The 18,999-nt window shown below is 67.6% G+C and carries 16 protein-coding genes; 4 read left to right on the top strand and 12 right to left on the bottom strand.

The features are described from left to right. Positions 1 to 107: 107 nt before the first annotated feature. Positions 108 to 1,472 (bottom strand): FAD-binding oxidoreductase, encoded by a 1,365-nt coding sequence (locus ACIBG5_RS35115; RefSeq protein ID WP_396395827.1) that lies wholly within the window; start codon positions 1,470 to 1,472, stop codon positions 108 to 110. A gap of 269 nt (positions 1,473 to 1,741) precedes the next feature. On the opposite strand from ACIBG5_RS35115, the gene ACIBG5_RS35120 reads away from it, so the two are divergent. Beyond that, positions 1,742 to 2,293: a dihydrofolate reductase family protein gene (locus ACIBG5_RS35120; RefSeq protein WP_396395828.1), complete on the top strand. Its 552-nt coding sequence runs from the start codon at positions 1,742 to 1,744 to the stop codon at positions 2,291 to 2,293. On the opposite strand, the gene ACIBG5_RS35125 is transcribed toward ACIBG5_RS35120, so the two are convergent. From ACIBG5_RS35125 to ACIBG5_RS35145, 5 genes are all read right to left on the bottom strand, one after another. Next, a complete protein-coding gene (locus ACIBG5_RS35125; protein WP_396395829.1) occupies positions 2,270 to 2,956 on the bottom strand; it encodes a GntR family transcriptional regulator in 687 nt (228 codons plus the stop codon). The two genes, ACIBG5_RS35120 and ACIBG5_RS35125, sit on opposite strands and share 24 nt — an antisense overlap. A 214-nt stretch (positions 2,957 to 3,170) precedes the next feature. Further along, positions 3,171 to 4,088, bottom strand: coding sequence for a D-2-hydroxyacid dehydrogenase (locus ACIBG5_RS35130; RefSeq protein WP_396395830.1), 918 nt, complete (start codon positions 4,086 to 4,088; stop codon positions 3,171 to 3,173). Beyond that, positions 4,088 to 4,966 (bottom strand): carbohydrate ABC transporter permease, encoded by an 879-nt coding sequence (locus ACIBG5_RS35135; protein ID WP_396395831.1) that lies wholly within the window; start codon positions 4,964 to 4,966, stop codon positions 4,088 to 4,090. The genes ACIBG5_RS35130 and ACIBG5_RS35135 overlap by 1 nt, the downstream gene beginning before the upstream one ends. Further along, the gene (locus tag ACIBG5_RS35140; RefSeq protein ID WP_396395832.1) at positions 4,966 to 5,865 is read right to left on the bottom strand and encodes a carbohydrate ABC transporter permease; all 900 of its coding nucleotides are present in this window, start codon (positions 5,863 to 5,865) and stop codon (positions 4,966 to 4,968) included. Before ACIBG5_RS35140 ends, ACIBG5_RS35135 begins: the two co-directional genes overlap by 1 nt. After that, on the bottom strand, positions 5,862 to 7,157 hold the full coding sequence (locus tag ACIBG5_RS35145) for an ABC transporter substrate-binding protein (RefSeq protein ID WP_396395833.1): 1,296 nt from the start codon (positions 7,155 to 7,157) through the stop codon (positions 5,862 to 5,864). Before ACIBG5_RS35145 ends, ACIBG5_RS35140 begins: the two co-directional genes overlap by 4 nt. A 104-nt stretch (positions 7,158 to 7,261) precedes the next feature. On the opposite strand from ACIBG5_RS35145, the gene ACIBG5_RS35150 reads away from it, so the two are divergent. Then, entirely contained in the window at positions 7,262 to 8,458 is a 1,197-nt protein-coding gene (locus ACIBG5_RS35150) for an RNA-guided endonuclease InsQ/TnpB family protein (RefSeq protein ID WP_396395834.1), read from the top strand. A 104-nt stretch (positions 8,459 to 8,562) separates the two neighbouring features. On the opposite strand, the gene ACIBG5_RS35155 is transcribed toward ACIBG5_RS35150, so the two are convergent. The 4 genes from ACIBG5_RS35155 to ACIBG5_RS35170 all read right to left on the bottom strand — a co-directional run bounded on the left by ACIBG5_RS35155 (position 8,563) and on the right by ACIBG5_RS35170 (position 14,345). Beyond that, positions 8,563 to 10,326, bottom strand: a complete 1,764-nt coding sequence (locus ACIBG5_RS35155; RefSeq protein WP_396395835.1) for a hypothetical protein — start codon at positions 10,324 to 10,326, stop codon at positions 8,563 to 8,565. Continuing rightward, positions 10,323 to 11,171: a 2-hydroxy-3-oxopropionate reductase gene (locus ACIBG5_RS35160; protein ID WP_396395836.1), complete on the bottom strand. Its 849-nt coding sequence runs from the start codon at positions 11,169 to 11,171 to the stop codon at positions 10,323 to 10,325. Before ACIBG5_RS35160 ends, ACIBG5_RS35155 begins: the two co-directional genes overlap by 4 nt. Further along, positions 11,168 to 13,252 (bottom strand): alpha-amylase family protein, encoded by a 2,085-nt coding sequence (locus ACIBG5_RS35165; RefSeq protein ID WP_396395837.1) that lies wholly within the window; start codon positions 13,250 to 13,252, stop codon positions 11,168 to 11,170. The genes ACIBG5_RS35160 and ACIBG5_RS35165 overlap by 4 nt, the downstream gene beginning before the upstream one ends. Before the next feature lie 184 nt (positions 13,253 to 13,436). Beyond that, on the bottom strand, positions 13,437 to 14,345 hold the full coding sequence (locus ACIBG5_RS35170; protein WP_396395838.1) for a LysR family transcriptional regulator: 909 nt from the start codon (positions 14,343 to 14,345) through the stop codon (positions 13,437 to 13,439). 78 nt (positions 14,346 to 14,423) lie between these two features. Here ACIBG5_RS35170 and ACIBG5_RS35175 point away from each other — a divergent pair, with 78 nt between their 5' ends. Both ACIBG5_RS35175 and ACIBG5_RS35180 read left to right on the top strand, forming a co-directional pair. Then, positions 14,424 to 15,464, top strand: a complete 1,041-nt coding sequence (locus ACIBG5_RS35175; RefSeq protein WP_396395839.1) for a DMT family transporter — start codon at positions 14,424 to 14,426, stop codon at positions 15,462 to 15,464. A gap of 814 nt (positions 15,465 to 16,278) precedes the next feature. Beyond that, positions 16,279 to 17,331: an alpha/beta hydrolase family protein gene (locus tag ACIBG5_RS35180; protein WP_396395840.1), complete on the top strand. Its 1,053-nt coding sequence runs from the start codon at positions 16,279 to 16,281 to the stop codon at positions 17,329 to 17,331. Here the strand turns inward: ACIBG5_RS35180 and ACIBG5_RS35185 are convergent. Continuing rightward, on the bottom strand, positions 17,312 to 18,229 hold the full coding sequence (locus tag ACIBG5_RS35185) for a methyltransferase domain-containing protein (protein ID WP_396395841.1): 918 nt from the start codon (positions 18,227 to 18,229) through the stop codon (positions 17,312 to 17,314). The two genes, ACIBG5_RS35180 and ACIBG5_RS35185, sit on opposite strands and share 20 nt — an antisense overlap. An 89-nt stretch (positions 18,230 to 18,318) precedes the next feature. Continuing rightward, positions 18,319 to 18,993: a hypothetical protein gene (locus tag ACIBG5_RS35190; RefSeq protein WP_396395842.1), complete on the bottom strand. Its 675-nt coding sequence runs from the start codon at positions 18,991 to 18,993 to the stop codon at positions 18,319 to 18,321. Between the last annotated feature and the right edge of the window lie 6 nt (positions 18,994 to 18,999).

The raw sequence follows: 18,999 nt of genomic DNA on the forward strand, positions 1-18,999 counted from the left end.
ACGTCCCCCCCCCCCCCCCCCCCCCCCCCCCCCCCCCCCCCCCCCCCCCCCCCCCCCCGGCCCCCCCCCCCCCCCCCCCCCCCCCCCCCCCCCCGGCCGTTGGTTGCCTAGGGCACGATGTTCTGGTTCAGATGGAACAGGTTGCCCGGGTCGTACTTGCGCTTGACCTCGACCAGCCGGTCGTAGTTCTGCCGGTAGTTGTCGCGGATCCGGCCTTGGTCGTCGTCGGCCATGAAGTTGATGTAGCCGCCGGGCTCGGAGTGCGGCGCGATGTCGTCGTAGTACGACCGCACCCAGTCGATGTTCGCCTCGTTGTCCGCCGCGTCCGGCCACATCCCCGCGATCACCGTCGCGAAGTTGGCGTCCCGGTAGGCGAAGGCGGTGCCGTCCGGGGTCACCCGGTGCACGGCTCCGTCGATCGGGTAGATGTGCACGGTCGAGTGCACCGACGGCAGGCTGGGTGCGTGGCGCAGGTGCGTCTGGATCGCCTCGTCGGTCAGCTCGCGGACGAAGCTCGCCTTCCAGTAGTGCTGCAGACCCGTCGGGTAGAGCGCGTCGAAAGCGCTGTTGAGCGCCGGGTACGGCATCGGCCCGACATGTTCGGCAACCACCGGCGCGAACTCCCGGAACCGCGAGATCTCCTCCTCGCCACGGTCCGGATCACCCGCCCAGCACCCCACGATCAGCGCGAAGTGGTCGCCGTGCCGATCCTCGGGGATGAACGGCAGCGGCGGGGCGATCTGGAAGCCCGGGAACCCGCCGAGCTGCTCGGGTGCGTCCCCGATCATGTCGCGGAAGCCCGCCACGACCGCTGTCGCGTCCGACATCTCGAAGAACATCGGGCCGCCGTAGACCGTCGACACCGGAGCCAACCGGTACTCGAGCGCGGTGACCACGCCGAAGTTTCCGCCACCGCCGCGCAACGCCCAGAAGAGATCCTCGTGGTCCTTCTCGCTGGCGACCACGAACTGCCCGTCCGCAGTCACCACGTCCGCCGAGATCAGGTTGTCGCAGGACAGCCCGAGTCCGCGGGCGAGGTACCCGATTCCCCCGCCGAGGGTCAGTCCGCCGATACCGGTCGTCGACACGACGCCGCCGGTGACCGCGAGCCCGAAGGCGTGCGCCGCGTCGTTGAGATCACCCCAGGTGGCGCCGCCGCCTGCCCGCGCCGTCTGCGTCGCCGGATCCACCCGCACCCCGCGCATGGCGCTGAGGTCGATGACCACACCGTCGTCGACCGTGCCGAAGCCGGGGACGCTGTGCCCTCCGCCCCGGATGGCAAGGTCGAGCTCGTTCGTTCGCGCGAAATCGATCGCGGCCATCACGTCGCCGGCGTTCTCACACCGCACGATGACCCGCGGACGCTTGTCGTGCATGCCGTTGCGAACCCGGCGGCCCTCGTCGTACCCCTCGTCGCCTTCGGTGAAGATCTGCCCGCGGGTGCGTTCCCTCAAGTTGTCGATCGTGCCCATGTCGGCTCCCCGGCCCGTCGCTGTGTCGCGGAGCGGCGCGCGTGAAAGCACGGCGCCGCACAAACCGGTTGTGACCGTCGAGCGTTGCGCGAAACCTCACCCCAGAGAGCGTCTGAACCCCCGACGAGCAGCCGGCCCTCCCCAGACCCGCCCGTTCGACCCCGAGCCTGCCTGTCCCGCCGACTTTCGTCAATGCCTGGAATCCGATGTCAAGGCCCACCGGCCGGGTCCGACCAGACGGTACAAGCAGAGACCGTCCGGAGGACATCATGCGGAAGATCATGTACTACGTGCACCAGTCGCTGGACGGGTTCATCGAGGGGCCGAACGGCGAGTTCGACTGGGCCGAGCTCGGTCCGAAGCTCGGCGAGTACTCGATGGGGCTGACGGAGCGGGCCGACACGTTCCTGTACGGACGGAAGGTCTGGGAGCTGATGTCGTCGTACTGGCCGAACGCCGAGTCGATGAACCCGGACGAGCACGCGGTCGCGTTCGCACCGGTCTGGCGTACGACGCCGAAGGTCGTGCTGTCGACCACGCTGGAGAGCGCGGACTGGGACACCCGGATCGTCCGGACCGCCGAGGAGATCAGGGCGATCAAGGACGCGCCGGGCAAGGACATCCTGCTCACCGGCAGCGCGACGGTCGCCGCTGCTTTGACCGAGCTCGGGCTGCTCGACGAGTACCACGTGATCGTGCACCCGGTGATCCTGGGTGGCGGCAAGCCCGTCTACCAGCCGACCGGTCGCCGCACGCTGCGCCTGGCCGAGACCCGCGCGTTCGACGGACGCACCGTCCTACTGCGGCACGACCTCGTCTGACGCCTGCTGCAGCGTGGTGAGCAGCCGGCCCTGGGCCTGTTCGAGATGGTAGGCGAGATGCTCGGCGGCGGCAGCGGGAGTCCCATCCTCGATCGCCTTGAGGATGGCGGCATGCTCCTCGGCCACAGTGGTCGGCGCAGCCTTCCGGTGGGCCTGGTACTGGCCCATCGTCAGGTGCACCTCGCCGATGATCAGCTCGTGCATCCGGGACAACCGCCGGCTCCCGACCGCGGCGACCAAAGCGGTGTGGAACGCGATGTCGGCTTCGACCTGGTTCTCGAAGAGACGGTCGCGAGCCGCGTACTCGATCGCCACTTGCGCACGGGCCGCGTCGGCCGGCACCTCGCCGGTCGCGGCCAGCGCGGACACCGCCGCCTTCTCGATCGTCATCCGGCTGAAGAACAGGTCCCGGATCTCGGCCTGGTCGAGCACCGGGACGACCGCCGTTTTGTGGGCCGTACGCCGGAGTAGGCCGAGTGCAGTGAGTCGCTCCAGCGCCGCCTTCGCGGTCGGCCGGGCCACGTTGTACTCGCCCGCCAGCCGGACCTCGGTGAGCTTCTCGCCCTGCGGGATCTCGCCGTTCACGATCCGCTTGCGAACCGACTCGTACAGCGCATCGGTCAGCGAGGACGGCCCGAGCTCCAGGCGCGCTTCGGTACTCACTGCACCCCCTGTGGAATCCAACTGGTCAGGCAAGTGTACGGGCGTGGCACTAGGGTGTGTCTCCCGATCCCACGCCGTAGCGAGCAGGTGCTCGGCGGAGTGCCTCGGTGAGCTGGAGCGGAGGGTTCGATGTGGTTCCATCGTGCCCTTCGCTCCAGCTCAGCGAGGTGCCCGCCGAGCGCCGCGCAGTAGGCGTGGGCTCGGGAGACACGCCCTAATATCCGGCGGACTTGTCGACGATGTTGTGCAGCGGCTCGCCGGCGACGAAACGACGCAGATTCTCGGCCACGATCTCCTGGCTGCGGCGCCTCGTACCGGTGCTGGTGGCTCCGTTGTGTGGCGTGACGATGACGTTGGGCAACGACCAGAACGGGCTCTCCGGCGGCAACGGTTCCACGCCGTGCGCGTCGAGTCCGGCTCCCGCGATCTGTCCGGTCCGCAACGCCTCCAGCAAGGCGTCGTCGTCCGCGATCCCGCCGCGGGAGATGCAGATGAAGTACGCCGACGACTTCATCCGCGCGAACGCGTCGGAGTCGAACACCCCTGCCGTCGAGGGCGTCCGTGGTGCGGTGACCACGACGAAGTCCGATTCGGCCAGCAGTTGGTCCAGCGAGCACAACTCGTCGACGTTCGGCGATGGTTGCTCAGGGCGCCGACGTACGCCCAGCACCCGCATGTGGAACGCCTTCGCCTTCAGCGCGAGGTCGATCCCGGAGTTGCCGAGACCGTAGATGCCGACCGTCAAGCCGGCCAGCTCGCTGTGGACGAAGTGGTCCCAGCGGTGCTCCGCCTGGGCGCGCATCCAGCGCGGCACGTCGCGGTTCAGCATGAGCATCAGCAGCAGCGAATGCTCGGCCAGCGAGATGCCGCCGTTGCCCGCACTGGACGTCAGCACCACCGGCGACGCCAGCATCTCCGGCGTCAGGTCGGCGTCGACACCGGCTGACGGACTGTGCACCCACCGCAGCTTCGGCGCCTTCGCCAGCACATGCGGCGGCACCCGGCCGATCACGGCCTCCATCTCACCGAACAGGTCCGACGCGTCGTCGAGGGACTCGACGAACCGCAGCTCGGCGCCGGCGGCCGCCTCGACGTACACCGGCGACTCTTTGCCCACCACAACGATCCTCATCACTTCAGCCCCGTCGTGGCGATCCCGCGGATCAGGTACTTCTGCGCGACCGCGAAGAAGATCAGGATCGGAACCAGTGACAGCAACGACATCGCGAACAGCATGCCCACCCCACTCTGGGTCTCGGAATCGACCATGGAGTTCAGCGCCACCGGCACGGTGAACACCTGCGTCCTGGTCAGGTAGATCAACGGTACGAAGAAATCGTTCCACGTCCAGATGAACGTGAAGATCGTAGTGGTCACCAACGCCGGTCGCATCAGCGGCAGGACGACGTACCAGAAGGTCAGGAACGGGCCTGCACCGTCGATCCAGGCGGCCCGGTCGAGCTCGCGCGGCAGGGTCCGGATGAACTGCACCATCAGGAAGACGAAGAACGCGTCGGTGGCCAGGAACTTCGGGATCAGCAGCGGCCAGTAGGTGTTCACCAGGTCGAGCTGGGAGAAGAAGATGTACTGCGGGATCACCAGCACGTGGAACGGCAGCATCACCGAGGCCAGCGTGATCGCGAAGTAGACCTTCCGCATCCGGAACTGCAACCGGGCCAGCGCGTACGCCGTCAACGAGCAGGAGAACAGATTGCCGGCAATCGACCCGAGAGTGACGATCAGCGAGTTGACGAAGAACACCGAGAACGGCCGGTTCAGCGCATGCCAGCCTTCCTTGAAGTTCTCGAATGTCCACTCGGACGGGATGATGCCCGGCTCGGTCAGGATCTGCTCGGGCGGTTTGAAGGCGCTGACGACCATCCACACCAGCGGATAGATCATGAACGCCACGAAGACCAGCAGCCCGGCGTGCTTCAGGACGGACCGGAAGCGGCCCTGCCGGACCGGCGCCGGGCTGCTGATCACCTCACCTGCGGTCAGAGTCGCCATCAGCTGTCTCCGTAGAAGACCCAGTACTTCGAGACCAGGAAGTGCAGTGCGGTGACGACGGCGATCGCCACCATCAGCACCCAGGCGAGCGCGGACGCGTAGCCCATGTCGAAGGCAACGAAACCCTGCTGGTACACGTACAGCGTGTAGAACAGCGTCGAGTTCGCCGGCCCGCCGGTGCCTCCGCTGATGATGTGCGCCTGGGTGAAGGTCTGGAACGCGCCGATCGTCTGGAGGATCAGGTTGAAGAAGATGATCGGCGTGAGCAGCGGCACCGTCACGTGGGTGAACTGCCGCCACACTCCTGCGCCGTCGACCTTCGCCGCCTCGTACAGCTCGTCCGGGATCTGCCGCAGACCCGCCAGGAAGATCACCATCGGCGACCCGAACGTCCAGACGTTGAGCACGATCAGGGTCGCCAGCGCAGTGCGAGGGTTCTGCAACCAACTCTCGCCGTGGATCCCGATCAACGCCAGCCCTTTGTTGATCAGTCCGTCGTCGCCGAAGATCTCCCGCCACAGAATCGCGATAGCTACCGAAGACCCCAGCAGCGACGGCAGGTAGAACGCGCTGCGGTAGAACGCGAGTCCGCTCAGCCCACGGTCGAGGATCAGTGCCAGCAGCAGCGCGAAGCCGAGTTGCAGCGGCACCGACACCACCACGTAGATCAGGGTCACCTTCACCGACGCCCAGAACTGGTCGTCGTCGATCATCCGCTGGAAGTTCTCCAGCCCGGTCCACTCCGGCGGGTTCAGGATGTCGTAGTTCGTGAACGCCAGATAGAGCGACGCGAACAGCGGCACCGCGGTGATCAGCAGGAAGCCCAGCTGCCAGGGGATCAGGAAGACGTGGGCTGCCCTCCCCTGACGGTTGAGGTGGAACGCTGACCGCGACCTCATGCGGCCCGCTTGATCCCGGCGTTCACGTCATCGAGCAACTTCTTCGCGCCGTCCGGGACACTCGTCTTGCCGAGCGCGATCTCCTCGCAGATCCGTGTCATCGTCGTACGCCAGGTGCTCGATCCCGGCGGTGCCTCGTAGCGCGGCTTGCGCTCGGCGGCCCGCTCCTTCTCGACGACGGCGAGCATCTCCTTCTCGTCCGGGCTGGCGAACGCCTTCGCCTGCTCGGCCACCTTCGGATTCGTCGGTGCGCCCATGGTCAGGCGGACAGTCTTCAGCATCTCGGGGTTGTTCGCGTTGTAGTCGAGCACCTTGCCGGCCGCCTCGAGGTTGCCGTCGTCGATCCGCTGGTAGATCGCCATCCGCGGGAAGTACAGGTACTTGTGACCTGCCTCCGCGGTCGGCGCGATCGGCGCCGCACGCAGCCGGAACTTCTCCTTCGGGAACATCTTCGCGTCGTCGATGATGTGGTTGGAGTTGCCGAAGTTCACCAGGACCTTCTTCCCCACCTGCGCCCAGTCCGGGCCCATCCCCTCCTGCTCGCTGAGCGACAGCGCACCACCGGCCTTGCGCAGCTTCTCCCACCAGTCGAGCCAGCTCGCCAGTCCGTCGACGGTGAACCCGGCCTGACCGTCCTGGGTCCACAGCTGCTCGCCTCGCTGCCGCAGCCACGCCTCGAACGTCAGGTCGTGGTCCGGTGCGTAGGGCGTACCTTTCCGCTTGCCCGGATTGTTCTTGCTGTAGGCAACCAGCAGCTCGGCGAGGCTGTCCCAGGTCCAGCCCGCGCCCTCGGCCGGGATCGTGACCCCGTCGGCCTTGGTGACGGTCTCGTTGTAGCGGATCACCGGCGTGAAAATTGCGAACGGCAACGTGTTCAGCTCGCCGGCCAGCTTGAACGTCTCCTGGTCCTGCTTGCTGTAGTCACCCCAGTTCAGCGTCGGGATGTCGTCGAGCTTCCGGTACAACTTGCTCTTGTGGTACGTCATCACCTGCGGCGACGCGATCCAGAAGATGTCCGGTACGTCGCGTGCCGCGATCTGGGTCGTCATCCGCTCCTGGAACGCGGTGTACTCCGCGAACTCCGGTTCGATCGCGATCGACGGGTTCGCCGTACTGAACTGCTTCAGCGCCTTGGTGTAGTTCTGCTGCCGGATGTTGTTGCCCCACCACGCATAGCGCAGCGTCACGTTCCCGCCGTCACCCGACGGTCCACCACCGCCACCACTACACCCGGCCGCGGTGGTCGCTGCGCTCGCTAGTAGGGCGAACCTGAGAAAGCTTCGTCGATCCACAACGCACTCCTCACCTGAGTTGAACCGTCTAGGTCTGGAACGAACCACGACCGCCTGCAGTCGGAAGTCTGGAACTGTCGGTGCTGACTGATTGAGTTAGAGGCATGTCTCGGTTCCGGATGTACCCGACTGCCGCGCAGAACGCTGCGTTGCTGGAGCACTGCAAGCACGCGCGGTTCGTGTGGAACCTGGCGCTTGAGCAGTGGTCGATGTGGACCCGCGACAAGGCTTCGACGCCTGGGTACGTCGAGCAGTGCCGGCAACTGACCGACGCTCGAGCCACCTTCGCCTGGCTGCGGGCCGGGTCGACCATGGTCCAACAGCAGGCGCTGCGTGACCTCGACCAGGCCATCAGGAACTTCTACACCGGGAGCCATCGGCGTCCGACCTGGCGCAAGACGGGCCGGCACGAGGGGTTTCGCGTCGTCGGGCCCCAGGCGTCCCGGATAGTCAAACTGAACCGAAAGTGGGCCATCGTCCTCGTGCCGAAGGTCGGCTGGGTGCGGTTCCGCCTGTCCCGCCCGGTTCCGGAGGCGAAGTCGTACCGTGTGACCAAGGACCGGGCAGGTCGCTGGCACCTCGCGTTCGCCGTTGTCCCGCCGCCGATCCCCGCACCGGGGACGAGCGAGGTCGCTGGATTGGACCGAGGTGTGACGGTGTCGGCCGCGCTGAGTACCGGTGAACTCCTGTTGTGTCCCGGGCTGTCGGAACGCGAGGAGGCACGGCTCAAGCACCTGCAACGCCGATTGGCCCGGTGCCATCGCGGTTCCAGCCGGCGTCGGCGGACCAAGACGGCGATTGCCAAGCTGCACGCCCGCGCTGGCGACCGCCGCAAGGACTGGGTGGAGAAGACCAGCACCGAGTTGGCACGGCGATTCGACGTCATCCGAATCGAAGACCTGCGTGTCGGCCAGATGGTCCGGCGGCCTCAACCGAAACCCGATCCCGAGCGGTCGGGTAAGTACCTGCCGAACCGGCGCCGCGCCAAGGCCGGTCTCAATCGTGGCATCCTGACCAATGGTTGGGGTGTCCTGATACGTCGCCTGGAGCACAAGGCATTGGGACGGGTTGAGAAGGTGAACCCCGCGTACACGTCGCAGACCTGCAGCGTCTGCGGGCATTGCGCCCCGGAGAACCGCGAGAGTCAAGCGGTGTTTCGGTGTGTGGCCTGCGGATATCGGGCGAATGCGGACGTGAATGCGGCTGTCAACATCGCGGCCGGACGGGCCGTCAGTGCACGCCGAGAGACGCCTGCCTGGATCTCGCTGAAGCGTGAACCTCAACTTGCTACCTCCGCGTAGTGATTGGAATCTCCGCCTTGACGGTGGGGAGGACGTCAAAGATCAGTGCTTCGAACAACCCGATCTCCGGCACCTGCACCCAGCCGTCGGTCACCGGCAGGCGCTCACCGGACCGCAGCGCTTCGACTTCCCGCACACCGTCCGGCAGCCGTAGCCGCGCCGGACCGACGGGGACGGGCGGAGCGAACCGCTGGTCGGTATCCCCCGATCTGTTCAGCAGATGCACGACCGTCCCGGCCGCGGACCGGCCGAGCACGATCTCGATCTGCTCCGGCAGGTCCGTCGCCATTGACGGCCCTCCGGTCCCGATCACCTCGTCGACAAAGAGGTCCCGGTGCACACCCAGCCCGACCTCCCGGTACGAACGCCCGATAGTCCACGGGAACAGCACCGTGTTGCCACGCTTGACGACCCCCGGATGCTCGAGCTGCACCTGCCCATGACACTTCTCCGGCGGCCCGTACGGCGCTCTGGACAGCGCCGGCAAGTCCGTCTCGACACCCGGTCCGGCCTCGACCACGTGAAAGGCCCCGACCACAGGCACCCCACCCCTGGAGATGCAACCCCCGTGTAGCTGCTTCGGTCTCGTAGCTCGCCAACCGCCTCACAGGCAGTCGCTCCACCTCTGTGGCACCCGTGGCAACAATCCCACCGTCGTACTCCCCGAGCTCGACCACTCCAAGATCGGGCAGCACGATCACCCGATAACGGCGCAGGTCGACGTCGAGGAGCCGCTTCTCCGGCAGCACATCGAACGGCACGTGACGCTGGAGCAACGACAGGTAGAGCCCCTGGAAGTCGGGCGTCGAGCCTTCCTTCGGCCTGACCAGCAACGTCTCGGCGGCCGGCACGAGGTCCCGATAGACGTCCTGATGATCGCGATGGAACCTGGTCAGCTCCCCCGCGACCTGCAGGCACGCGTACGGATTGTCCGACGGCGTCCCCATGATGTACGTCGACGGATTCGCGCCACGAGCGATTGCCTGGAGCAAATACTGCGCGAAGTGATGAGGATCCTCGCTCGCCATCCGATACGGCATGTCCACGAATCCGACCGAGTTCGTCAGCACCGGGACCGTCGGGCGGTAGGTCTTCGCGGCACTCACGGCTTCGCTGGTGCGGTGGTGCCACAGGCGCCGGCCGACGGCGTTGTTCGCCTCGTGGAACACGATGTCGGCCTGGTCACCGAGCACGAGCGGCGCCTCGGGCCGGCGGGCCGCGAGATGATCCCGGATCCGCTGTGTCAGGTCGGCGAGAACCGTTGCCGAGAACAGTTGCCAGTCCTCATAGCCCGGCGAATCCCGCCCGTCCGGCAGCGGCCCGTCGTACCGCTCGTGGCAGGACACGCAGTGGCAGACGCCGTGGTACACGCGGCTGTAGTCGACCTCGTTGAACGACATCCAGTTGCAGAAGAAGCCGTCGAGTGGGTAGCGATCGAGGACTTCATCGAGGACCTCGAACAACTTCACCTGGTAGTAGTCGCCGCTCGGGCAGACGCTGGTCAGGCCGTTGTAGACCTGGCGCGCGCCCTGCGGTCCGACGAAACACCAATCCGGGTGGGCCTCGGCCCGGCGGTGGTCGATCTTGGAGAAGTCCATCCGGCCCATCACCCGGATCCCGCGGCGCGCGGCCGCCTTCACGGCGTCGCCGACCAGGTCGCCGGAAGGACGCTCGGCCAGGTGCGGGTTGCGGGTCTGGAAGTCGAGGTCGGTCGGGTAGTTCGACAGGATCCCGCCGACGCTCAGCAGCCAGGTGTTGGCACCGAACTCCTCCAGATAATCGAGCACCTTCTCCACATCCAGCCCGGCGTCGATCTCGCGCAGGTTGGTCTGGAACATCCGGAACGGGTCGTGCCACCACAGCCTCATGCCGGCCCCCGGCGCAGCGTGCGGTAGAGCGCGGAGTGGTCGAGATCGCCGTCACCATCCGCAATGGCGGCGTTCATCAACTGCTGGGTCGCGGCGGTGTTGGGCAGGGCCAGGTCGAGCTCGGCGGCCGCCTGGACGGCGAGGCCGAGATCCTTGCGGTGCAGGCGGATCCGGAACCCCGGGTCGAAGGTCTGCTTCACCATCCGCTCGCCGTGCAACTCGAGGATCCGGGAGCTCGCGAAGCCGCCCATCAAAGCCTCGCGGACGACGGCCGGATCCGCGCCGGCAGCCTTGGCGAACAGCAGCGCCTCGGCCACGGCCTCGATGGTCAGAGCGACAACGATCTGGTTCGCGACCTTCGCGGTCTGGCCGGCGCCGGCGCCGCCGATCAACGTGACGTTCTTGCCGAGCGTCGCGAAGATCGGGCGGGCTCGCTCGAACACCTCCGGCCGCCCGCCGACCATGATCGTCAGCGTCGCGTCCCGCGCACCGACCTCCCCACCTGACACCGGTGCGTCGAGGTAGGCGCAGCCCAGTTCTTCGATCCGCGCCGCGAACCCGACGGTCGCGGTCGGCGAGATCGAACTCATGTCGATCACCAGCGAGCCCTTTCGGAGGCCCGCGGCCACACCGTCAGGACCGAACAGCGCTGACTCGACGTCGGGAGTGTCCGGGACCATCAGGATGACGACCTCGGACCGCTCGGCCGCCTCCTTCGCGGAGCGGCAGACGTGGCCCTCGAGATCGGTACGGCCGCGGTACAGCGAGAGTTCGTGGCCGGCAGCAAGCAAGTTGGCTGCCATCGGCCGACCCATCACCCCGAGACCGACGAATCCGATCCTCATGCGTCGCCCCAATCCACATGCACGACCTCCAGCAGGCCCGCGGTCGGGATGACGATCTCCGCGCGACCGTCGACGACCGCCGGCTCGACATCCACCCCCGCGACCAGCAGCCGCACCTTCACCGGCCGATCCGGTACGGCGATCGACACACGCTGGGGCGGCAGCGGGAGGGTCTCGCGGATCGGGCCGCGCATCGCCATCGGGTTCGTCAGGTTGACCAAGGCAACGGCCACGCCGGAATCACCGCGATGGACCGCGACGTCGACCAGGCCGGCGCCCTCGACGGTCACCTCCGGCGCCTTGCCGAGCGCCCAGCCGACGGCGTTCGCGATCAGCCGGCCGTGGTCGGACTGGAGCGCCTCCCAGAAGATCGCGCCGAGGTTGAACGGGAAGTAGACGGTCCGGCCGCCGTTCGCGTTCTCGGTGCAGATCACCGCGGGCCGGTCCGGCGCCTCCCGCGCATACACCTCCTCCATCGGCAGATCCGGGAAGTCCGGGATGAACCTCCACGGAACGACCCCGGTCGCCTCGACGCCCAGGATGTTGGTGCCGCCAATGATGCGGGTCGTTCCCTCGAAGCCCGCGTTCAGCGGATGCTCGTCCATCAGCGCGATGTAGTTGTTCTTCACCGCACGACTCGGCTCGCTCAACCGAACCCCGAGCACATCGCCGAGTCCGAAGTCCGCCCGCGCCTGCCCGTGTTCGTCGTACAAGGAGCTCTGGTACGACGCCACGAGTGAACCGCCCTGGGCGACGTACTCACGCAGGACTGCGCACTGCTCGTCGCTGAGTTGCTCGGCGTTCGCGAGGACGACGAGCTTGAACGGACTGAGCCGTTCGGCGGACAGGAGTTGGTCGGAGACGAACTCGAACGGGACCCGTGCCTCGACCAGCGCCTGGTAGAAGCCGTCCTCGTGATCGTGGTCGCCGGCGTGGAGTTGGCCCGTGCGGGTCGGGTCGAGCAGGGCCACCTCGGCGGTGATGCGCAGGTCGCGCAGTACCGGCTCGACGGTCGCGTGCAGGTTGAAGGCGTCGACAATCGGCTGCACCCAGCGGTGGTCCGGCACGCTCGCGTTGAACTTGGTGAACCAGGGCAGCGCGCCGTGGGCGAACCCGTCGACAATCCAGGTCTTCACCTCTTCGCCCGGCGCGACCGAGTCCTTCCAGCGGTACTGGTGCTCCGGGCCGACCGAGGTAATCAGGCGGACTGGTCGATCCGGGAAGACACCGCGGTTGCGCTTGCCGTTGCGGCCCGCGGCCCAGGGCGCTTCGATCCCGTGCCGGCCTTGTTTGTCGATGATGAACAGCGGCGCGAGTGGCTCGGCCAGATCGCGGGCCAGGTCGCGCGCGGCGAGTGCACCCAGGTTCGGGACGAAGCGAGCATGCGGACGGAGGTCGCGGACCGCCTGGTCCCAGATGCCGACGAGTTCACCGAGTCTCCGGTGGCGCCAGGCGACGTACTCCGGCCAGCCCTCGGCGTACTCGGCGGCGGGCAACTCGAGGCCGGTCTCGTCGCGGAACGACTTGCGCGCGGCCTCGCTGTAGGAGATGCCGTAGTACCCCTCCCACCGGTTCGCGAAGACCGCGTCGACGCCGTAGTCGCGGACGATCTCGCGGATCACGTCGGTGATGAACTCCCGGTGGTACGACGTGAACGCGCACGTCAGCCAGATGCCGGGATACGCCCAGTGCTCGATCGGGTTGCCGTCGCGGTCGCGGGCGAGCCACTCCGGATGCGCCTCGGCCGCGTCGGCGTGGATCGCGTGCGGGTCGACACGCGCCATCACGCTCATGCCGAGGCTGCGGGCGCCCTCGACCAGGGTGCCGAACGGATCGGTGTCGCCGAGGTACTTGCTGCGGTGGTGGTACTCGAGCCGCGTCGGGTAGTAGGCGACGTACCCGCCGGCGCTGATGCAGGTCGCGTTCGACTTGCTGTCGCGCATCAACTGCAACCAGAAGTCCGCGTCGAAGTGCGCGGGATCGTCCTCGGCCAACGTGATCTGGGCCCACCGCGTGGCCGCCAACGGCCAGTCCGGATCGGAATCGGCGGCTGGGGCCTGCTGCTCGGGCTCGGTGTGCATCGCGCCTCCGGAGTCGTCGGGTCCTAAGATTGTCAGACAAGAATGCACGACTGGCAAGAGCTGGTGTTAGCCGTTTCGCCATGAGGTACCGGGGCCACGAGCTGAGCGCGAACCTCTGTTCACAGAGCAGCCCTATCCGGACCGGCAGCTACAGCTGGCGGACCGACACCAGCCTGGTTTGGATCTAGAGGCTTTCGCCGGCCGCTGCGCGGAGTGCGTCCGCGACGGCGGCGACCGCCGGGGTCTGGGTACGTCGCGTCAGCAGGAAGACCTCACGGCCGACTGAGCCCTCAGCCGGAAGCTTGACCGCGACTCCTGACGGCGCGCCGTGGCCTAGGACCAGGTCCGGGAGGAGCGCGCCGGCACCCGTCGTACGAACCAACTCGAGCAGGATCAGGAAGTCGTCCGAGCTGTAGCGCAGATCCGGTTCGAACCCACCGAGCTCCCGGCAGACCCGCACCTGCATCTCGCGATGGCCGGTGCCGGGTTGGCAAGACGCCCACGGAACGTCGGCCAGGCGCGTGATCGACACTCGGCCGGCGGCAGCCTCGGGATGATCTTCGGGCAGCACGACGCGGATCTGTTCGCGCAGCAAACGCTCGCGAACCAAGTCGGCATGCACGGCCCGCGGCTGACCGTCGTACTCGTCGCCGACCACCACGTCCAGTTGCTGCAACCTGAGAGCCGGCGCGGCCTGCTCCACCTCGGTCTCGGCGGCCTCGATGCGGATCTCAGGGTGGCTAGCGGCCAAGGCCCGCACGGCCGGAGCCACGATGCGCAGGAACGCGGACTGGAAGGACGCGACCCGAACAACCCCGGCCACCCGGCCCGCCGCTACCGCGGCCAACTCCGCCTCCGCTGCCTCCACGCCCTCGAGCAGGATCGATGCATGCCGGACCAGAACCTGACCAGCCGCGGTCAACCGGACGTTGCGCCCGATGCGTTCGAGCAGCGGAGTCCCTGCTTCCCGCTCCAGCACGGACAGCTGCTGCGAGATGGCGCTGGGCGTGTAACCGAGGGCGCGGGCCGCTCCGTGCACGGTGCCGCGACCGTGGACTTCCCGCAGAAGTCGGAGGCGATGCAGGTCCAGCATCTGTTCAGAATAGCTACACGATGCTGTCCAGGAAGCCGCGATGGACGTGAACAATCGGTTGGCCCGACCATCGATGCCGTGGGTGCTCTCTTCTGTCTTCTCTCCGCCGCCGGGTTCGGGGCGATGGCCGTGTTCGGCAAACTGTCGTACGACGCTGGTGTGTCGGTCGACGCGCTGTTACTGGTCCGCTTCGGTCTCGCGGGTGCGGTGCTGCTGGCGATCGCGCTGGCCCGCGGCGCGCTGCGCAACCTCCCCCGCACGGCCGTGCTCGCCGGTCTGGGGATGGGCGTCTTCGGCTATGCGGCACAGGCCGGTCTGTACTTCTCCGCGCTGGCCCGGATCGACGCGTCGCTGGTGGCGCTGATCCTGTACGTCTACCCCGTGCTGGTCATGGCCGGCGCCGTCGTGCTGCGACGAGAGCGCGCATCGCGGCGGAGAGTGTGGGCACTCGGCTTGGCGCTGGTCGGAATCGGGCTGGTACTCAGTGGCGCGGCGACCGGCCGGTTCGACATGGTCGGCGCACTGCTGGCGCTGGGCGCGGCGATTGTCTACACCGGCTACATCCTGGTTGGTGATCGGGTCGACATCTCCCCGCTCGCGCTTGCGGCACTGGTCTGCACCGGCGCCTTCGGCACGTTCCTGCTGACCGGGCTCGTACGCGGCGGCACCGATCTTGGCTTCGCGCCGGCCGGGTGGTTGTGGCTGGGCGCCCTGGCCCTCGTCAGCACGGTCGCGGCGATCCTGTTGTTCTTCGCCGGGATGGCCCGGGTCGGCCCGTCGGTCGCGTCGATCCTGTCGATCCTCGAGCCGGTCGTGACGGTGATCGCGGCGGCCGTCGTGTTCGGCGAGGTACTCACGCCGATCCAGTGGCTCGGTGGTGCGCTCGTGCTGTCCGCCGTACTGATTGTCCAGTGGCCCAGCCGGTCCTCAGCTCAGGCCGGGCGCGCGGCCTCAGCTCAGGCCGGGCGCGGGTCGTCTGCTCAGGCCGGGCGGCAGACCGGGGCTGCGGCGAGGTCGGCGTTGGCTCGGGTCGCCGCGTTGAGGTTCTTCGGAGCCGAGGACCAGGCTGAGACCCACAGCGCCTGCGCGTGTTCCGAGCCGAAGTCGCCTGCCGCGTGAGCGGCCATCATCGACAGGTGGTGGGCCCAGTCGGCGGCGGCCGCGCGATCGGCGGTCGCTACCCGGCCGAGGACGGCCATTCGCTGTTTGCAGGCCGCGGCCGTACTCCCGGTAAGTTTCGCGCAGCCACCCGCGGACCTGGCCTGCGCGGTCACGGCGGTATTCAGCGCTGCGATATCTGCCGGTCCGGCCAGGCGCGTCCGCTTCCAGATCGCTTTCGTGACCTCTTCGGAATTCTTGCCGCTCAGTAAATCGGTCCTGGCCTGAACGTGTTCGCGCCAATGCCCGGCAGCCGTCCGAGCCGCGGCAACGACGGCCTCAGTCGTCCGGATCTCCGCAGTACACGCATCGGCGGGCGCCCTGCTGGTGACATTCCGCGCCGGCTCGGACACGCTCGCTGTCGGTGCCGGATGGCTTGCATTGTGTCCAGCATGATCCGCAGTGGGTGGAGGCTGAACCGTTGGTTTGTCACCCGACCCGAGTTGCGCGATCGCCACGCCCGCGGCGGCGACGACCGCGGCGATCACCCCCACGGTGACCAGCAGCATCGGTCGTCGTTGCCGGTGTATTGCCCGTCTGGCTCGCGACATATTTCAAGTCCCCCAACTTGAACAATCGACCGTCCGGGCCAAAATGCTGCCATGGCACGCGGAAAAGCGCGAACAATTCACGGTACGCGGCAGTAATCGTGCATTCTGTACTCCGACTGGAATTGCGGCGAAATCACGGACCGGATCGGGCCGAACACACCGTGCCGACAATCGTTGCCGGATCTTTCGCTGGATTCGCGGCGTACGACGGCAGACTGGATGACATGAACCGGCGGATGGCGTGGGCGGGAGTCGCCGCACTCGCGACGACGGCCGCGGTCGCGTGTACCAGCGACGACGATGCGGCACCCCCTGCGTCCACTCCGAGTGTGGCCACCTCGACCCCGGCCACGCCATCCGCTGTTTCCTCGCCCACTCGCTCCTCCGCAGCGCCAACGCCCACGCCGACGGCCGCGCCCCATCCCGTCTCACTGCAGGCGCTGATCGCGAAGAAGTACGACGGCCGCAACCTGCGCCTCGTCCGCGTACTGGCGCGCAATGCCGCCTACACGCGCTATCACGTGACGTACTCCAGCGGCCGGCTGACGATCTCCGGGATCATGAACGTGCCGACCACGCCCGGACCACACCCGGCCCTCGTCCTGAACCACGGCTACATCGACCCGGCCGTCTACACCAACGGCCGCGGCCTGATGCGTGAGCAGGACTACCTCGCGCGCCGCGGGTACGTCGTACTGCACACCGACTACCGCAACCACGCGCAGTCGACCGACGACGCACGAGCCGAACTCAACCTGCGCCTCGGCTACACCGAGGACGTGATCAACGCGGTCCTCGCGCTCCGGACGTCGCAGTACGTCGACCCGGAGCGGATCGGACTGCTCGGCCGGTCGATGGGCGGCGGGATCACCTACAACGTGCTGGTCGCGCAACCCGGGCTGGTCAAGGCCGGCGTCGTCTTCGCTCCGGTCAGCTCCGACACTGTCGACAACTTCAACCGCTGGACCCGGGACGAGCGGCCGGTCGCCACAGCGATCGTGGGCGCGTACGGCGAACCGGCGCGGAACCCGACGTTCTGGCGCAACGTGTCACCGGTGAACTTCTTCGACCGGGTCACCGAACCGGTCCTGATCCACCACGGCACGTCCGACTCGACCTGCCCGATCTCCTGGTCGCGCGAGACTCTCGCCGCGCTGAAGGCCGCCGGCAAGGACGCCACGATGTACACCTACCCCGGCGAGGAACACGCCTTCGGCCCCGCCTGGCCGACCTCGATGGCCCGCACGGTCGCCTTCCTCAAACAGCACGGGATTTGAGCGCGCTGACGGCGTACATCGTCAGCGACATGTGGAAGGCGCCTCGGTCGGCTGCTTCGTTGAGGGATCGGGAGAACGCATCCGCCTCGGCCGGGGTGATCACGCCGGCCTGGGCGGCGGTCAGATGCATCATCGCGATGAAGCCCTGCCGTGCGCCATCCTGCGCTTCGATCCAGGTGGACGCGGTCTCGCCGGTGATCTCCAAGCCGGCTTGGGCCAGCAGGCCGCGGAGTTGTCTTCCGGAGAACGGATTGGCGGACTCGGACAGGAAGTAGCCGACCATTCGCTGCAGTACGTCGGGGTCGGCCGGATGGATGATGGCTGTCGCCCAGTCCGTGTCGATCAGGGCGATCCGCCCGCCGGGACGGAGTACGCGCGTCATCTCCTGCACCACCGCGGTCGGATTGTCGACGTGCTGCAGGACGCGCTCACAGCGCAGGACGTCCACGGACTCGTCGGCGAACGGGAGCGCCTCCGCATGACCGTCGACGTATTCCACCTGTGCACCGGCCGACCGTCGTACCGCCTCGGCCTCTCGTGCTGCGTCGGACCCTCGTGCTGCCTCGGCCCGTCGTGTTGACTCGGCTCGTCGGGTTGCCTCGGCGCGGAGGCCTGGATTCGGCTCGACACCGATCGCGTGGCCGTCCGGTCCGATCAACTCCGCGAAGGTGACCACGTCCTCGCCCGTGCCCGAACCGACGTCGACCGCCGTCTCCCCCGGCGCCGGTGCCAACTGCTGAAGCGCCCACGTCTTCAGCGCCTTCACGGCCGGCCGCGACGCCATCTGGTCGAGGATGAACGCCTGCCGCTCGATGTTCTGCTCCGCGACGTGCGTGAGCCTGAAGCTCCCCCGCGTCGCGTCGACCACGGGCTCGTCCGGCACCTGCGTCTCCGTCATCTGATCTCCCCCTTCAGTACGCCGAGACTAGCGCCGGACGAGCCCACCCCCGAAGCCCTTTCCCAGAAGGCCCTTGAAGACACGGCCCTTCAGGGCAACGGCTGCCATTCGTCGTTGGTCATCCGGAGGATCGCCCACCCGACCGCGGCGAACCCGGCTGCCTGCAGACCCCAGCCGAACAGATCCAGCGCGTGGCTGGGCACGATGATCGCCGCGACGAAGTGGATCGGCTGCGACACCATCACCGCCACCGCGGCCCACCGAGCCACGATCCGCGACCGCCACATCGCGATCCCCAGCACGACAGTCCCGACCACGTGCCCGAAGACGAAGATCGCACCGGCCAGATTCATCGATCCGTGCGTCACGTCGACCGCCTTGGTGATCGTCCCGACGTCCAGCCCCGCCGTCCCGGCCGACCAGGTGAACAGGTCGCTGGACGCAGTCCACGGCAGCGCCAGATACCCCGGTACGACGAGGAAGAGCGCGATCGCGGTCAGCCATGGAGCCCGCCGGCGGGTGAGCCGGCCGACAGCGTAGGCACCCGGGACCAACGTGAGGATCCCGATGAAGCCGAGCCAGATCACCATCGAGCTTCGATCCAGATTGTCGACAATCTTCGTGACGATCGTCGACACGTCATCCACCGTGTCGTACGGCAGGAAGTACCGCAGCAGCGCGATCGCGGCCGGTCCGATCGGCAGGATCAGAGCCGTGAACCACCGCGAGACGGGACGGACATCGGCGCCCGTCGTACGCGTCATCGTCTG

Origin of the sequence: Kribbella sp. NPDC050241 (assembly GCF_044459685.1) — a bacterium.
Taxonomy (GTDB): Bacteria; Actinomycetota; Actinomycetes; order Propionibacteriales; family Kribbellaceae; genus Kribbella.

Bases quoted from the DNA above. Each gene is read 5' to 3' on its own strand.
- ACIBG5_RS35185 (WP_396395841.1), bottom strand. From the start codon at position 18,229: ATGACGGAGACGCAGGTGCCGGACGAGCCCGTGGTCGACGCGACGCGG.
- ACIBG5_RS35115 (WP_396395827.1), bottom strand. From the start codon at position 1,472: ATGGGCACGATCGACAACTTGAGGGAACGCACCCGCGGGCAGATCTTC.
- ACIBG5_RS35135 (WP_396395831.1), bottom strand. From the start codon at position 4,966: ATGGCGACTCTGACCGCAGGTGAGGTGATCAGCAGCCCGGCGCCGGTC.
- ACIBG5_RS35140 (WP_396395832.1), bottom strand. From the start codon at position 5,865: ATGAGGTCGCGGTCAGCGTTCCACCTCAACCGTCAGGGGAGGGCAGCC.
- ACIBG5_RS35170 (WP_396395838.1), bottom strand. From the start codon at position 14,345: ATGCTGGACCTGCATCGCCTCCGACTTCTGCGGGAAGTCCACGGTCGC.
- ACIBG5_RS35150 (WP_396395834.1), top strand. From the start codon at position 7,262: ATGTCTCGGTTCCGGATGTACCCGACTGCCGCGCAGAACGCTGCGTTG.
- ACIBG5_RS35180 (WP_396395840.1), top strand. From the start codon at position 16,279: ATGAACCGGCGGATGGCGTGGGCGGGAGTCGCCGCACTCGCGACGACG.
- ACIBG5_RS35155 (WP_396395835.1), bottom strand. From the start codon at position 10,326: ATGAGGCTGTGGTGGCACGACCCGTTCCGGATGTTCCAGACCAACCTG.
- ACIBG5_RS35120 (WP_396395828.1), top strand. From the start codon at position 1,742: ATGCGGAAGATCATGTACTACGTGCACCAGTCGCTGGACGGGTTCATC.
- ACIBG5_RS35190 (WP_396395842.1), bottom strand. From the start codon at position 18,993: ATGACGCGTACGACGGGCGCCGATGTCCGTCCCGTCTCGCGGTGGTTC.
- ACIBG5_RS35165 (WP_396395837.1), bottom strand. From the start codon at position 13,252: ATGCACACCGAGCCCGAGCAGCAGGCCCCAGCCGCCGATTCCGATCCG.
- ACIBG5_RS35130 (WP_396395830.1), bottom strand. From the start codon at position 4,088: ATGAGGATCGTTGTGGTGGGCAAAGAGTCGCCGGTGTACGTCGAGGCG.
- ACIBG5_RS35160 (WP_396395836.1), bottom strand. From the start codon at position 11,171: ATGAGGATCGGATTCGTCGGTCTCGGGGTGATGGGTCGGCCGATGGCA.